Here is a 15,190-nt window from a genome sequence, read left to right as displayed (position 1 = left end):
TATCTATAATGATGAAAGATTGAGACATAGGAGTGAAAAATATGGGATTAACGGCTGGGATTGTTGGATTACCTAACGTAGGTAAGTCCACTTTATTTAATGCAATTACACAAGCAGGAGCAGAATCTGCGAACTATCCATTCTGTACAATCGATCCAAACGTAGGGATTGTAGAAGTACCAGATGAGCGTTTAAATAAATTAACGGAATTAGTAGAACCGAAAAAAACTGTTCCGACTGTATTTGAATTTACCGATATTGCAGGTATCGTAAAAGGTGCGAGTAAAGGTGAAGGGTTAGGAAATAAATTCTTATCTCACATTCGTCAAGTAGATGCAATTTGCCAAGTTGTTCGTTGTTTTGAAGATGAAAATATTACGCACGTTTCAGGAAAAGTAGATCCAATTGATGACATTGAAACAATTAACTTAGAACTAATCTTAGCGGATTTGGAATCTGTTGATAAGCGTATCGAACGAGTTGCGAAGTTAGCAAGACAAAAAGATAAAGAAGCTGTATATGAGCATGAAATTTTAGTTCGTTTAAAAGAAGCTTTTGAAGAGGGAAAACCAGCTCGTACTGTTGAATTTACAGAAGAGCAAATGAAGATTGTTAAAGGCCTTCATTTACTTACAACGAAAGAAATGCTATACGTAGCAAACGTAAGTGAAGATGATATTATGGATCCTTCTGACAATAAATATGTACAAATGGTAAAAGAATTTGCAGCAAATGAAAATTCTCAAGTAATCGTTGTATGTGCAAAAATCGAAGAAGAAATCGCTGAGCTAGACGAGGAAGAGAAAAAAGTATTCCTTGAAGAACTAGGCATTCAAGAATCTGGTTTAGATCAATTAATTCGTGCTGCATATGATTTATTGGGACTTGCTACTTACTTCACAGCTGGTGTGCAAGAAGTACGTGCATGGACGTTTAAACAAGGTATGAAAGCACCACAATGTGCTGGTGTTATTCATACGGACTTTGAACGTGGATTTATTCGTGCGGAAACAGTTTCTTATACTGATTTAATGACAAATGGTTCTATGACAGCTGCAAAAGAAGCTGGAAAAGTACGTTTAGAAGGAAAAGAGTATATCGTAAAAGACGGAGATGTTATGCACTTCCGCTTCAACGTTTAATTTAATATTTCCTAGGAAAAATAAAGATATGAGCTTGGCAAATATATTATGTGTTTGCCAAGTTTTTTACGTATTGGTGAGTTGATTCATATAACTTACTATGATATAATCTAAACTCGTGAGTAATTACTATAAATTAATTGCTCCTTGCCCATTATGGGCCGTTTAGACCAAAAGGAGGTGAAAGTGTAATGAGAAAGTACGAAATTATGTACATCATTCGTCCTGGCGTTGAAGAAGAAGCTCAAAAAGCTTTAGTTGAACGTTTTGCAGGTGTTTTAACAAACAATGGTGCAGAAATCATTAACACGAAAGAGTGGGGTAAGCGTCGTTTAGCTTACGAAATCAACGACTTACGTGAAGGTTTCTACATGATCTTAAACGTGAACTCTAACTCAGAGGCGATTAACGAATTCGACCGTTTAGCTAAGATCAACGAAGATATCCTTCGTCATATCGTTGTTAAAGAAGAAGAAAAATAATTGATATATAAGGGAGAGTGGTTCGATTGATGAATCGTGTTATCCTCGTTGGTCGTTTAACTAAGGACCCTGACTTACGTTACACGCCCAATGGTGTTGCAGTAGCTACTTTTACGTTAGCTGTGAATCGCGCATTTGCGAATCAACAAGGTGAGCGTGAAGCTGACTTTATTAATTGTGTAATATGGCGTAAACAAGCAGAAAACGTGGCAAATTATTTGAAAAAAGGTAGCTTAGCAGGCGTAGACGGACGTCTTCAAACTCGTAATTACGATGGACAAGATGGTAAACGTGTATATGTAACAGAAGTTCTTGCGGAGAGCGTACAATTTTTAGAGCCGCGTAATGGCGGTGGGGAGCAACGTGGTTCATTCAATCAGCAACCATCAGGAGCTGGTTTCGGTAACCAAAGCTCTAACCCATTTGGTCAATCTAGTAATTCAGGTAACCAAGGTAACCAAGGTAACTCTGGATTTACGAAGAATGACGATCCATTTTCGAATGTTGGTCAACCGATTGACATTTCGGACGACGATTTACCATTTTAATGGTGTGAATCGGCTATTTTTAACAAAGAATGGAGGGAATAGACATGGCAGGACGCAAAGGTGGACGTGCGAAGCGTCGTAAGGTGTGTTTCTTCACATCTAACGGCATCACTCGCATTGACTATAAAGATGTTGATTTATTAAAACGTTTCGTTTCTGAGCGCGGTAAAATTTTACCTCGTCGTGTAACAGGAACAAGCGCGAAATACCAACGCAAACTTACAGTTGCAATTAAACGTGCTCGTCAAATGGCACTTTTACCATATGTTGGTGAATAATAGCGTATGAAATGCACAGTAGAGTCGGACTCTACTGTGCATTTTGCTATGCTTTTCTTTTTTTGAAAGAGAGGTTAGATGATGAAGAATACGAAATTTATTACTGAGGGTGCAGCACTGTTAGCGATATATGCAATGTTATTGCTTATATCTATGTATGTTCCAATTTTAGGTACAGTTGTAACGTTTGCGTTGCCATTGCCATTTATATTGCTAACGATAAGATATAGATTATCTAACGCCTTTATAGTTTTTACTGCGGCGCTTTTTATTACTGTTATTGTCAGTCAGCCGATGAACCTAGTAAAGACAACTATGTTTGGATTGATAGGTATCGTTTTAGGATATATGTATAAAAAACGAAAAAAGCCGGTAGAAACTTTAATGGCGGGGACGCTTGTGTACTTAATTGGTATTATGCTCATTTATGTTGCGAGTATAAAGTTTTTTAACATAGATTTAATGAAGCAAATGCAAAATATGTTTAATGAAAGTATGGCGCAAAGTGAAAAGATAGTTACTGCTGCGGGTATGCCTATTAGTAAAGAGCAAAAAGAATTATTTACACAATTTAATGATGTGTTACAAACGTTATTCCCAAGTTTGCTTGTAATGGTTTCTGTATGTTTTTCTTGGATTACAGTTATGATATCAGGTAGTGTTTTGAGAAAACTAAAGCATGACGTTATACCTTGGCCTAAATTTAAAGATATACAATTACCAAAGAGTATTGTTTGGTATTACGTTATATTTATTTTGCTATCAACTTTTATAAAAGTAGAACCGACATCATATTTACATATGGTATTTTCTAATTTATATGTCATATTTGCTTTACTACTAGTACTGCAAGGTCTGACATTTATCGCTTTTATAGCGCATAGCAAAGGTTTTACGAAAGGTGTTCCTATTATTAGTTTTATTGTCTGCATGTTTATTCCGATGATGTTTCCTCTTGTAACAATCTTAGGTATAATTGATTTAGGGATTTCATTGCGTTCTAAAATAGGGGAATAAAATAATATTCCTTACACTATTTTAATTTGTTTAACTAACTGGAAAGTGAGTTAGTTTTACTTTATAGGAGTTGTATACATGCCTGAATTTTATAAGAAACAGTGGTTTTTATATCCTGTTTACGTATTGGCATTTTTTGTATTCGTGCTAATTTCACTCCTCTGTTACTTTCATTTAATTATGGGGATATCAGCCTTCTTTATCTTTTGTATTGTACTTTTTTTCGTTATACGATTCGAACTTACTTTTCAAAGGAATTTTGAAAAACATACGACAGATATGATTACAAGGGTAAAGAAAGTGAGTAATGAAGCATTTAACCAAATGCCAATTGGTATTTTGTTATACAATAAGGATTATGGGATTGATTGGGCGAATCCTTATTTATCATCATGTTTGGGGCAGCATGCATTAGCTGGTTGGCACCTTTACGATGTATCAGAAACATTACTCCTTTTTATTAAGGGGGAAACTTCTGACGATATAGTTTCTTTAAATAATCGTAAGTTTCGTGTTTTTGTAAGGAAAGAAGAAAAACTAATTTATTTCTTTGATGTAACGGAACAAACAGAAATTGAAAAGATGTATGAAGATCAACGCACTGTTTTAGCTGTTATTTATTTAGATAACTATGATGAAGTTACACAAGGATTAGATGACCAATTACGTACGAATATAACAAGTCTTGTGACGTCACGTCTAAATGAATGGGCTGTTAAGTATGGTGCATATTTGAAACGTGCATCTTCAGAAAGATTCTTCGTTGTACTAAATGAAAGTATTTTAGCGCAAATGGAGAAAGGGAAATTTAGTATTTTGGATCAAGTGCGTGAAGAAACATCAAAAAGGAATATACCACTTACATTAAGTGTTGGTGTTGGCTCAGGTGATTTACCTTTATCAGAGCTTGGAGCGATGGCCCAATCTGGTTTAGACCTTGCATTAGGACGAGGAGGAGACCAAGTAGCTATTAAACAAGCAACGGGTAAAGTTAAGTTTTACGGTGGTAAGACGAATCCGGTTGAAAAGCGTACTCGTGTACGTGCTAGGGTTATTTCGCATGCATTAAAGGATTTAGTATTAGAAAGCAGTAATGTCATTATAATGGGGCATAGAGCTCCTGATATGGATGCGATTGGTGCAGCGATTGGTATTTTAAAGGTAGCTCAATTAAATGAGCGCAAAGGATATATTGTATTAGATGAAAATGATTCTGATAAAGGAATCAAACGTTTGATGGATAAAGTGAAACAAAATGAAGAGTTATGGTCACATTTTATTACACCAGGGCAAGCGATGGAATTTGCAAATGATGATTCATTACTTGTTGTTGTTGACACGCATAAACCTTCAATGGTGATGGAGGAAAAACTGTTACACAAGATTGAAAATGTAGTAGTTATTGACCATCATCGCCGCGGGGAAGATTTCATTGAAGATCCATTACTTGTTTATATGGAGCCATACGCTTCTTCAACGGCAGAGCTTGTTACAGAATTACTTGAGTATCAACCGAAAAATTTAAAGATGACAATGTTAGAAGCAACGGCATTGTTAGCTGGTATTATTGTTGATACAAAAAGTTTTACATTCCGTACAGGCGCTCGTACATTTGATGCCGCTTCTTATTTACGCTCGCATGGCGCAGACACTGTACTTGTACAAGAGCTTTTAAAAGAAGATATGGGTCAGTATTTACGAGTTGCAAAAGCCATTAAAAATGCGTACATTTATAAAAATGGAATTGCGATTGCTAAAGTTGATGGTGATGAATATTATGACCAAGTACTTATTGCACAATCAGCAGACACATTATTGACAATGACAGGTATCATTGCATCGTTTGTTATTGCAAAACGTGGAGAAAATTTCATTGGAATTAGTGGTAGATCTTTAGGTGAATTGAATGTACAGCTAATTATGGAGAATTTAGGAGGTGGCGGGCACTTAACAAATGCAGCCACACAAATGAAAAATGTTACAGTAGATGAAGCGGAGGAGAAGCTTCGATTTGTTATTGATGACTATTTACAGGGAGGCACACAATCATGAAAGTAATTTTTCTAAAAGACGTAAAAGGTAAAGGTAAAAAAGGAGAAATAAAAAACGTACCAGACGGTTATGCAAATAATTTCTTACTAAAACAGGGGTTAGCTGCCGAAGCGACAAACAGCAGTATGAAAACTTTAGATGCTCAAAAGCGCAAAGAGGAAAAAGATGCAGCAGCAGAAGTTGAGAATGCAAAAGAGCTGAAAGAAACATTAGAGAAATTAACTGTAGAAGTAAAGGCGAAATCTGGAGAAGGTGGCCGCTTATTTGGTTCTATCACGAGTAAACAAATTGTAGATTTAATGCAAAAGTCACACAAGATTAAACTTGATAAACGTAAATTTGAAATGGATGATGCAATCCGTGCATTAGGTTATACAAACGTCAATGTGAAATTGCATCCGCAAGTAACAGCAACAGTAAAAGTTCATGTTAGTGAACAATAAAAATAAATTAAGCAAGGAGGATTGCGCATGAGTGATGTAATGGCTGATCGTACCCCTCCGCATAATATAGAAGCTGAGCAGGCAGTCTTAGGTGCCATATTAATTGATCAGGATGCGTTAACGTCAGCATCGGAACTATTGGTACCTGACTCATTTTATCGAACGAAACATCAAAAGATTTTTGAAGTCATGCTTGGGTTGTCTGATAAGGGAGAACCAATCGACTTAGTAATAATGACATCAGCGATGGCTGATCAAGGATTACTAGAAGAAGTTGGTGGGGTTTCTTATCTAGCAGAGTTAGCAGAAGTTGTTCCAACAGCTGCTAACGTAGAATATTATGCACGCATCATCGCTGAAAAGGCACTTTTACGTCGTTTAATTCGAACGGCGACTCATATTGTATCGGATGGATACGAGCGAGAAGATGATGTGGATGGCCTTTTAAATGAGGCTGAGAAAAAAATATTAGAAGTATCTCACCAAACAAATGCAAAAGCATTCCAAAACATTAAAGATGTTCTTGTAGATGCTTATGATAAAATTGAACTTTTGCATAATCAAAAGGGTGAAGTTACCGGGATACCAACTGGATTTACTGAATTAGATAAGATGACCGCAGGTTTTCAGCGAAATGATTTAATCATCGTGGCAGCGCGTCCATCGGTAGGGAAAACTGCATTTTCACTAAATATCGCACAAAACGTAGCGACGAAAACTGATGAAAATGTAGCGATTTTTAGTTTAGAGATGGGCTCTGATCAGCTTGTTATGCGTATGCTTTGTGCAGAAGGAAATATTGATGCACAAAGACTTCGTACCGGTTCATTAACTTCTGATGATTGGGCGAAATTAACAATGGCGATGGGTAGCCTTTCTAATGCTGGTATATATATTGATGATACACCAGGGATTAAAGTAAATGAGATTCGAGCAAAATGTCGTAGATTAAAGCAAGAGCAAGGTCTTGGGATGGTTTTGATTGACTATTTACAGCTTATTCAAGGAAGTGGGAAATCAGGAGAAAACCGTCAGCAGGAAGTATCTGAGATTTCTCGTACATTAAAAGGGATTGCACGTGAATTGCAAGTACCTGTTATTGCCTTGTCGCAGTTATCTCGTGGTGTAGAATCTCGTCAAGATAAACGTCCGATGATGTCTGACATTCGTGAATCAGGAAGTATCGAGCAGGATGCTGACATTGTAGCCTTCCTATATCGTGAAGATTACTATGATCGTGAAACAGAAAATAAAAATACAATTGAAATTATCATTGCAAAGCAACGTAATGGTCCGGTAGGTTCAGTAGAGCTTGCGTTTGTTAAGGAATTTAATAAATTCGTCAACTTAGAACGCCGCTTTGAGGATGGACATGCACCGCACGCATAAAGGCAGTATAAAAAAGAAACACATTTCTTATAATAAGATGTGTTTCTTTTTTTTTATATGAAAGATAGGGCTTTCATAAGGTGAATATGTAATTCTTACGAACGAAAACGTTTTTCGATAAAAAAATGTTCGCTTTTTGGTTGACTTCTCTTTCTGTTTTGGTACAATTATATTGTTTGAATAGATCGTTTGAAAATTGCGGAGGTGCTTTAATAATGTCTTCAGTAGTAGTTGTAGGAACACAATGGGGCGACGAAGGAAAAGGTAAAATCACTGATTTTCTTTCTGAGCATGCGGAAGTAGTTGCAAGATATCAAGGTGGAAATAACGCGGGACATACAATTGTTTTCGGTGGAGTTAAATATAAATTACACTTAATTCCATCTGGTATTTTCTATAAAGAGAAAATTTGTGTAATCGGAAATGGCTTAGTAGTAGATCCGAAAGCATTACTTGAAGAGTTGAAATACTTACACGATCGTGGTGTAAGTATTGATAATTTACGTGTAAGTAACCGTGCGCACGTTATTTTACCTTATCACTTAAAACAAGATGAATTAGAAGAAGCGAGTAAAGGTGATAACAAGATTGGTACAACGAAAAAAGGTATCGGTCCTGCATATATGGATAAAGCTGCTCGTATTGGTATCCGTATGGCTGATCTTTTAGACCGTGAAGCATTTAAAGAGAAGCTTGAGCGTAATTTAGTGGAGAAAAATCGTTTGTTTGAAAAAATGTACGATACAGAAGGTTTCAGCGTAGAAGAAATCTTTGAAGAGTACTTCGAATACGGACAACAAATCGCACATTACGTATGCGATACATCTGTCGTATTAAATGATGCACTAGATAACAATAATCGTGTATTATTTGAAGGTGCACAAGGTGTTATGCTTGATATCGACCACGGTACGTACCCGTTCGTTACATCTTCTAACCCAATTGCTGGTGGTGTAACAGTTGGAACTGGAGTTGGTCCTGCGAAAGTTACTCGCGTTGTAGGTGTATGTAAAGCATATACAAGCCGTGTTGGTGATGGTCCATTCCCTACTGAACTTAATGATGAAATCGGTCACCAAATTCGTGAAGTTGGTCGTGAATACGGAACAACAACGGGTCGTCCACGCCGTGTAGGTTGGTTCGATAGCGTTGTTGTAAGACATGCACGTCGTGTTAGTGGTTTAACAGATTTATCATTAAACTCTATCGATGTATTAACAGGTATTCCAACTGTTAAAATTTGTGTTGCTTACAAATGCAATGGCGAAGTTATCGATGAAGTTCCAGCTAACTTAAACATTTTAGCGAAATGTGAGCCTGTATATGAAGAGCTTCCAGGTTGGACAGAAGATGTTACTGCTGTGAAATCATTGGATGAGCTTCCTGAAAATGCAAGAAAATACGTAGAGCGTGTTTCTGAATTAACAGGAATCCAATTATCTATGTTCTCGGTTGGACCAGATCGTAATCAAACAAATATCGTTCGTAACGTATACGAAGCTTAATTGATATAAAAAATTGATTTTTTTAAGAAAAAACTCATATTTTTATGAGTTTTTTCTTATTTTTTATAAAAAAATAAAAAAGGTATTGCAAAAATGAAAGACATCATGTTATGATATGTCTTGTCGTCACGAAAATATGACGTTGGTGAGTATGAGCCATTAGCTCAGTTGGTAGAGCATCTGACTTTTAATCAGAGGGTCGAAGGTTCGAATCCTTCATGGCTCACCATTTTATTTTTCGTGGCCCGTTGGTCAAGTGGTTAAGACACCGCCCTTTCACGGCGGTAACACGGGTTCGAATCCCGTACGGGTCATGTTTTTTTTATGTTCATTTTTGGTCCCGTGGTGTAGTGGTTAACATGCCTGCCTGTCACGCAGGAGATCGCCGGTTCGACCCCGGTCGGGACCGCCACTTTTGTTTATACCACCATTAGTGGTTTTATATATAGTTTTGGCTCGGTAGCTCAGTCGGTAGAGCAGAGGACTGAAAATCCTCGTGTCGGCGGTTCGATTCCGTCCCGAGCCACTCTCAGGATATTAAGTGGGCCCACTTAATATCCTTTTTATTTTGTCCAGTTTTACAAATGTGGGTAGTTATTTTACAATAGAATGAGGAGCCTCTAGCAGTTGAAGCTAGAGGTTTTTCTATAGATCGTATAGGATTCCGTGTAAAAGTGGATGATACATGAGTCTATGAGAATAGAGGAGAAATACTTAGACTAAGATTGTTGTCATATAGGAACATACTATAGAAACACCAATATGTTTGAGGATTATTGATCATATTTTTATAAGGAGGAAATAGACGATGATGGGAAAGAAAATTTTAGTAGTTGATGATGAAAAGCCAATTGCGGATATTTTGAAGTTCAACCTAGAAAAAGAAGGTTTTGAAATTGTAATGGCGCATGATGGTGATGAGGCGATTGAAAAAGCAAATGAAGAACAGCCAGATATGGTTTTATTAGATATTATGTTACCGGGAAAAGACGGTTTAGAGGTATGTCGTGAAATACGTAAAAGCTCAGAAATGCCAATTATTATGCTTACAGCAAAAGACTCTGAAATTGATAAAGTATTAGGGCTTGAGCTTGGAGCAGATGATTATGTAACGAAGCCATTTAGTACGAGGGAGTTACTTGCTCGTGTGAAAGCGAATTTACGTCGCCATCAGCAGGGTGGTGCTGCAGAGAAAGAAGAAAATACCGAAATGGTTATTGGACCAATCGTTATCAATTCGAACGCTTATAGTGTAACAAAGCGTGAAGAAAGCATTGAGCTTACACATCGTGAATTTGAATTACTACATTATTTAGCGAAGCATTTAGGTCAAGTTATGACTCGTGAACATTTATTACAAACAGTTTGGGGTTATGATTATTTTGGAGATGTACGTACAGTAGACGTAACAGTACGTCGTTTACGCGAAAAAATTGAAGATAATCCAAGTCATCCTACTTTAATTGTAACTAGACGTGGGGTAGGGTATTACTTGCGTGACCCAGAACAGGAATAGTATATGAAGAAAGTTGGTTTTTTTCAATCTATTCATTTAAAATTTGTGCTCATATATATGCTGTTAATATTAATAGCAATGCAAGTAATTGGTGTATATTTCGTCAGGGAATTAGAAAAAAGCCTTGTAAAAGGCTTTCAAGATTCCTTAACGCAGCAAACAAATCTACTTTCTTATAACCTGAAGCAAGAGTTTGTAAAAGAACGTCCTAAAACAGAATCAGTAGATAAAGCTATTAATGATTCGATTCAAAAATTTGCATCAGATCGTAAGAAAGATATTCAAGAAGTAAGTGTAATTGATTCTACTAAAAAATTAATGGCAATTTCAGACGGGTCTAAGCAAAATAAGGTAGGAAGAACGTCAGCAGATACAGCTGTACAACGGGTAATGGTACAAAAGAAACCAGAGTCAAAGATTGAGAAAGATGGAAATACAGGTCATCGAGTTCAAGTTATGATTACCCCTATTCTAAAAGATCCAGGCGGAGAGGTACTTGGTGTCATTCATATCGTTGCATCTATGGAAGATGTGTATAAACAAATGAAGGACATCAACCAAATTTTCGCAACGGGTACAGTAATTGCTTTATTAGTAACAGCTGTACTTGGAATTTTATTGGCTCAAACAATTACGAGACCAATTTCAGATATGCGAAGACAAGCAATTGAAATGGCGAAAGGAAATTATTCGCGAAAAGTAAAGGTGCATAGTCACGATGAGATTGGACAATTAGCATTATCTTTTAACAATTTATCTAAAAAATTACAACAAGCTCGTTCCTCCACAGAAAGTGAAAGACGAAAATTATCATCCGTTTTATCACATATGACAGATGGAGTAATTGCTACTGATCGAAAAGGGGATATCATTTTATTAAATGATCCTGCGGAAAAGATGTTAAATGTTTCGCGTGAAACGGCGCTAGATCAATCAGTTTTAGAAGTGCTAGGAATACAAGAAGAATTTACACTGGATCATTTATATGAAGAGCCGGATTCAGTTTTATTAGATTTTAGTACGAGAAATGAACCATATATTTTACGTGCTAGTTTCTCTGTTATTCAAAAAGAAACAGGGAAGGCAAATGGTTTAATTGCTGTATTATATGATGTAACAGAGCAGGAGCGGATAGAACAAGAGCGCCGTGAGTTTGTTGCGAACGTATCTCATGAGTTAAGAACGCCGTTAACAACGATGCGCAGTTACTTAGAAGCACTTACTGATGGAGCATGGCAAGATCCCAATATTGCACCGCAATTTTTAACAGTTACACAAGAAGAAACGGAAAGAATGATCAGGCTTGTAAATGCATTGTTACAACTATCTAAACTAGATAGTACAGAACATCGCTTAATGAAGGAATGGGTTGACTTTACTGATTTCTTTAATAACGTTATCGATCGTTTTGAAATGTCTAAAGAGCAAAATGTAAGCTTCAAACGATCTTTCTCTAAAAAATCTCGATTTATTGATATGGATACAGACAAAATTACACAAGTTTTATATAACATTATTTCCAATGCACTAAAATATTCGCCAGAAGGTGGTACAGTAACATATCGCCTACGTGACCGCGGGGAGTTATTAGAGATTAGTGTGAGTGATCAAGGAATGGGAATTCCGAAAGAAAATGTAGATAAAATATTTGAACGTTTTTATCGTGTAGATAAAGCGCGTTCGAGACAAATGGGTGGTACAGGTCTTGGGTTAGCCATTGCGAAAGAAATGATTGAGGCACATGGCGGCTCGGTTTGGGCGAAAAGTGAGGAAGGAAAAGGGACAACTATTTATTTCACATTGCCAATGGCGACAGATGAAGAGGACGATTGGGAATGAGTATGGAAAACTTTAAAACGATAGTTCTAATTAATTTGGTTGTCATTAGTCTATTTCTTACTTTTAACTTGTGGACATATGTTCCTGATTCTACTTCTATGCAAAATACAAAGTTCGTTCAAGGTAACGAAGAGATAAATACGATAAAGATTTCGGAGGTTGTTCGCCCATCCTCTGTCGTTATTCATAAAGAGAAAAATCATTATGTAAGCGAAAAGAAGGAAAATATGGATTCGATTTATAAAATTCTTGAAAACGGAGAATTACATAATTTCGAGGAAATAACGGGGACAGTCCCTAAAGGTGATTTTCTGTCTTATGTACACGGAGAAGAAAAAATTGAATTTGTTTTTCCTACAAATATCCCGTTAGATACGATTAAAAATATGTTTAATATTAAAGATAAAAACATAGAAAGTAACAGAAGTTTTAATCGTATTATAATTGATCCTTCTAGAAGTAAGGATCAAGAAATTAAAGTTAGCTTTGTTTCCTATGATACTCCTCATAAAATATATCAAGCAACATTAAGTGGTGCTTATATAAAGGATATTATAAATGCTCAAAATCAACTTATAACAGTAGCAAGACCATATTTTGAGTATCAAATAAATGATACAAAAAAACTTTTTTTACCAGAGGGAATTACGGAATTAAGTAAGGCAGAGTATATTACAGCTAAACTAGAAGTGGATCCATTTAAAAATGCTTTATTTAGTGATCCACGTTATTTAAGTCCTATTTCTGAGAGAACAAAGGAAACATTTACAGATGGCATCCGTTCTATGGAAATTGATAAGTCGGATGCAATGTTGAAATATAAAAATTCCGCTGTACATGGTGATAAATCTACGGATAATGCGGTAATTTTACAGAAAAGTTTTGACTTTGTAAGTGGGCATAGTGGATCCTTGAAGTCCTATCGTTTTGATTATATTAATGGGAGGAAAACTTCATTCCGTTTATATGAGGATGGTTTGCCTGTATTTAATGCAAATGGAATAGCGGAATTAAAACAAGTATGGGGTTCAGGTGAAATTATGCAGTATGAAAGACCCTTTTTTGAGTTCAGTATTACTTTGCCTAGTAAACAACAAACAACTTCTCTCGCATCAGGTCGTACAGTGATGACATCACTAGAGAATAATCCAGAAATTGATAAAAAATCAATTCAGGATGTTGGTATTGGTTATAAAATGTCATTGGAACCGTCCATCAGTGATGCGAGAATCGCTGTCTTACAGCCGATATGGTATGTAAAATGTGAAGAAGATGGTAAGCAACAAATATATGAGTGGAGTGAGGGGGGACTAAATGGATTGGGATCGAATTAAGACCATATTTATTGTGACCTTTTTTGTTTTAGACCTCTTTCTTATCTTTCAGTTCATTCAAAAGCAAGATAGTAATCAATTAGAACTTGTGACGGAAACGAAAATCGATCAACAATTAAAAGCTGAAAAAATTACTATGGGAAATTTTCCTAAAGAACCGAAAAAAGAGTCATTTATAATGGCGAAAAATAAGAGTTTCAAAGAAGAAGATGTGCAATTTTTAAAAAATCAGACAGCGCATGTGCAAGACGAATATCAAATAGAGGGTAAATTAAAAGAGCCTTTTTTAAATACAAAATCATTGTCAAAAGATAAGTATAATGAGTTTTTGAAAAATTATGTGCTGGATGGACAAAAATATGAGTTTGGAGCAATAAAGGACTCAAAAATTTACTTCTTTCAAAAGTATAAAGATAAACCAATCTTCTACAATAATCGTGCGATGATTGTTGTAGATTTAAATGAAAAAAATGAGCTTATTTCATATACACAAACAATGTTAACGGATTTGAAGGAAATGGGCGAAAGCGAAAAGACGAAAGAACAAGAAATTATTACTGCTCAAACAGCTTTAGAAAATATATATTTGAAAAATAAAATTGCAGAAAATACGCACGTGAAAGAGGCGCAGATTGGATATGCGACTCTTGCGGAGTCTTCTTCTAATATACAAGTGCTTGCTCCAACATGGAACTTAAAGACAGAACAAAAAAAGGATTTTTTTGTGAATGCAATTGAAGGACAAGTTATGGAATTAGGGGAAACTCAAGTGCCGGAAGAACATAATGGAGTGAGAAAGAATGAGCATGCATTTTAGTGTACTTGCAAGTGGAAGTACAGGGAATATGCTATATGTAGGAACAGATGAAAAAAAACTGCTTGTCGATGCAGGTTTAAGTGGTAAAGCGACAGAGGCTTTATTTAAACAAGCTGAACTGAATATAAATGACATATCAGGTATTCTTGTAACACATGAGCATAGTGATCACATTAAAGGATTAGGTGTATTGGCGCGTAAATATGATTTACCTGTTTATGCGAACGAGAAAACATGGAATGCAATGGAACATTTAATAGGTAATATCCCAACTGATCAAAAATTCATTTTCTCAGTAGGAGACGTGAAAACATTTGGGGATATTGAAGTTGAATCATTTGGTGTTTCTCATGATGCGGCGGAACCGATGTTTTACGCTTTTCATAACAATAATAGAAAGTTAGCTCTTATTACAGATACGGGCTACGTAAGTGACCGTATGAAAGGTGTTATTAAGGGAGCAAATGCTTTCGTGTTTGAAAGCAATCATGATGTGGAAATGCTTCGTATGGGACGCTATCCATGGAGCATTAAGCGACGTATTTTAAGCGACGTTGGCCACGTTTGTAATGAGGACGCTGCATTAGCGATGGCTGATGTTATTACAGATGAGACAAAACACATTTATTTAGCACATTTAAGCTTAGATAATAACATGAAAGAATTAGCGCGTATGTCTGTATCACAAGTATTAGAAGAAAAAGGTTTTGGGGTTGGAGAATCCTTTGAAATACATGATACGGATCAAAAAGTGCCTACGAAAATTCAATACGTATAATTCTTCATTTTAGTAAACAATAAAGGTGAATATAGTTGTTTTCAGGAAGA

At 36.1% G+C, this 15,190-nt stretch carries 14 protein-coding genes and 4 tRNA genes; all 18 read left to right on the top strand.

What is annotated here, in order from left to right:
- Positions 1-41: 41 nt before the first annotated feature.
- The 18 genes from ychF (at position 42) to NSQ08_RS25975 (ending at position 15,140) form a co-directional block, all read left to right on the top strand.
- Complete coding sequence (gene ychF, locus NSQ08_RS26060) at positions 42-1,142, top strand: redox-regulated ATPase YchF (RefSeq protein WP_340779818.1); 1,101 nt, start codon at positions 42-44, stop codon at positions 1,140-1,142.
- A 191-nt stretch (positions 1,143-1,333) separates the two neighbouring features.
- Positions 1,334-1,624, top strand: a complete 291-nt coding sequence (gene rpsF / locus NSQ08_RS26055) for a 30S ribosomal protein S6 (protein ID WP_001233782.1) — start codon at positions 1,334-1,336, stop codon at positions 1,622-1,624.
- Between the two features lie 26 nt (positions 1,625-1,650).
- Positions 1,651-2,172 carry a single-stranded DNA-binding protein gene (gene ssb / locus NSQ08_RS26050; RefSeq protein WP_000981963.1) on the top strand — a complete coding sequence of 174 codons (522 nt, stop codon included), beginning with the start codon at positions 1,651-1,653 and terminating at the stop codon, positions 2,170-2,172.
- Between the two features lie 44 nt (positions 2,173-2,216).
- Positions 2,217-2,450 carry a 30S ribosomal protein S18 gene (gene rpsR / locus NSQ08_RS26045; RefSeq protein WP_000918874.1) on the top strand — a complete coding sequence of 78 codons (234 nt, stop codon included), beginning with the start codon at positions 2,217-2,219 and terminating at the stop codon, positions 2,448-2,450.
- Positions 2,451-2,531: 81 nt separating this feature from the next.
- Positions 2,532-3,467: a YybS family protein gene (locus tag NSQ08_RS26040; RefSeq protein WP_133059875.1), complete on the top strand. Its 936-nt coding sequence runs from the start codon at positions 2,532-2,534 to the stop codon at positions 3,465-3,467.
- 78 nt (positions 3,468-3,545) lie between these two features.
- Complete coding sequence (locus NSQ08_RS26035; protein WP_002016460.1) at positions 3,546-5,519, top strand: DHH family phosphoesterase; 1,974 nt, start codon at positions 3,546-3,548, stop codon at positions 5,517-5,519.
- Complete coding sequence (gene rplI, locus NSQ08_RS26030; RefSeq protein WP_340779810.1) at positions 5,516-5,962, top strand: 50S ribosomal protein L9; 447 nt, start codon at positions 5,516-5,518, stop codon at positions 5,960-5,962. The genes NSQ08_RS26035 and rplI overlap by 4 nt, the downstream gene beginning before the upstream one ends.
- Before the next feature lie 27 nt (positions 5,963-5,989).
- Entirely contained in the window at positions 5,990-7,351 is a 1,362-nt protein-coding gene (gene dnaB / locus NSQ08_RS26025) for a replicative DNA helicase (RefSeq protein WP_002016457.1), read from the top strand.
- Between the two features lie 215 nt (positions 7,352-7,566).
- Positions 7,567-8,856 (top strand): adenylosuccinate synthase, encoded by a 1,290-nt coding sequence (locus NSQ08_RS26020; RefSeq protein ID WP_340779806.1) that lies wholly within the window; start codon positions 7,567-7,569, stop codon positions 8,854-8,856.
- 153 nt (positions 8,857-9,009) lie between these two features.
- Positions 9,010-9,085: transfer RNA gene (locus NSQ08_RS26015), tRNA-Lys, on the top strand.
- A 13-nt stretch (positions 9,086-9,098) separates the two neighbouring features.
- A tRNA-Glu gene (locus NSQ08_RS26010) sits at positions 9,099-9,170 on the top strand.
- Positions 9,171-9,192: 22 nt separating this feature from the next.
- Positions 9,193-9,268 (top strand) — tRNA-Asp (locus NSQ08_RS26005).
- A gap of 41 nt (positions 9,269-9,309) precedes the next feature.
- A tRNA-Phe gene (locus NSQ08_RS26000) sits at positions 9,310-9,382 on the top strand.
- A gap of 282 nt (positions 9,383-9,664) precedes the next feature.
- Positions 9,665-10,372 carry a cell wall metabolism DNA-binding response regulator WalR gene (walR, locus tag NSQ08_RS25995; RefSeq protein ID WP_000971867.1) on the top strand — a complete coding sequence of 236 codons (708 nt, stop codon included), beginning with the start codon at positions 9,665-9,667 and terminating at the stop codon, positions 10,370-10,372.
- A 3-nt stretch (positions 10,373-10,375) separates the two neighbouring features.
- On the top strand, positions 10,376-12,211 hold the full coding sequence (walK, locus tag NSQ08_RS25990; RefSeq protein ID WP_002143958.1) for a cell wall metabolism sensor histidine kinase WalK: 1,836 nt from the start codon (positions 10,376-10,378) through the stop codon (positions 12,209-12,211).
- Complete coding sequence (locus NSQ08_RS25985) at positions 12,208-13,545, top strand: YycH family regulatory protein (protein WP_340779803.1); 1,338 nt, start codon at positions 12,208-12,210, stop codon at positions 13,543-13,545. The genes walK and NSQ08_RS25985 overlap by 4 nt, the downstream gene beginning before the upstream one ends.
- Entirely contained in the window at positions 13,526-14,362 is an 837-nt protein-coding gene (locus tag NSQ08_RS25980; protein WP_340779800.1) for a two-component system regulatory protein YycI, read from the top strand. The genes NSQ08_RS25985 and NSQ08_RS25980 overlap by 20 nt, the downstream gene beginning before the upstream one ends.
- Positions 14,346-15,140, top strand: a complete 795-nt coding sequence (locus NSQ08_RS25975; RefSeq protein WP_002143955.1) for an MBL fold metallo-hydrolase — start codon at positions 14,346-14,348, stop codon at positions 15,138-15,140. Before NSQ08_RS25980 ends, NSQ08_RS25975 begins: the two co-directional genes overlap by 17 nt.
- Positions 15,141-15,190: the final 50 nt, after the last annotated feature.

Origin of the sequence: Bacillus sp. FSL E2-8887, from assembly GCF_038007205.1 — a bacterium.
Lineage (GTDB): Bacteria > Bacillota > Bacilli > Bacillales > Bacillaceae_G > Bacillus_A > Bacillus_A mycoides.
The sequence above is the reverse complement of the archived record's forward strand: the minus strand, read 5'-3'. Positions and strand labels throughout refer to the sequence as shown.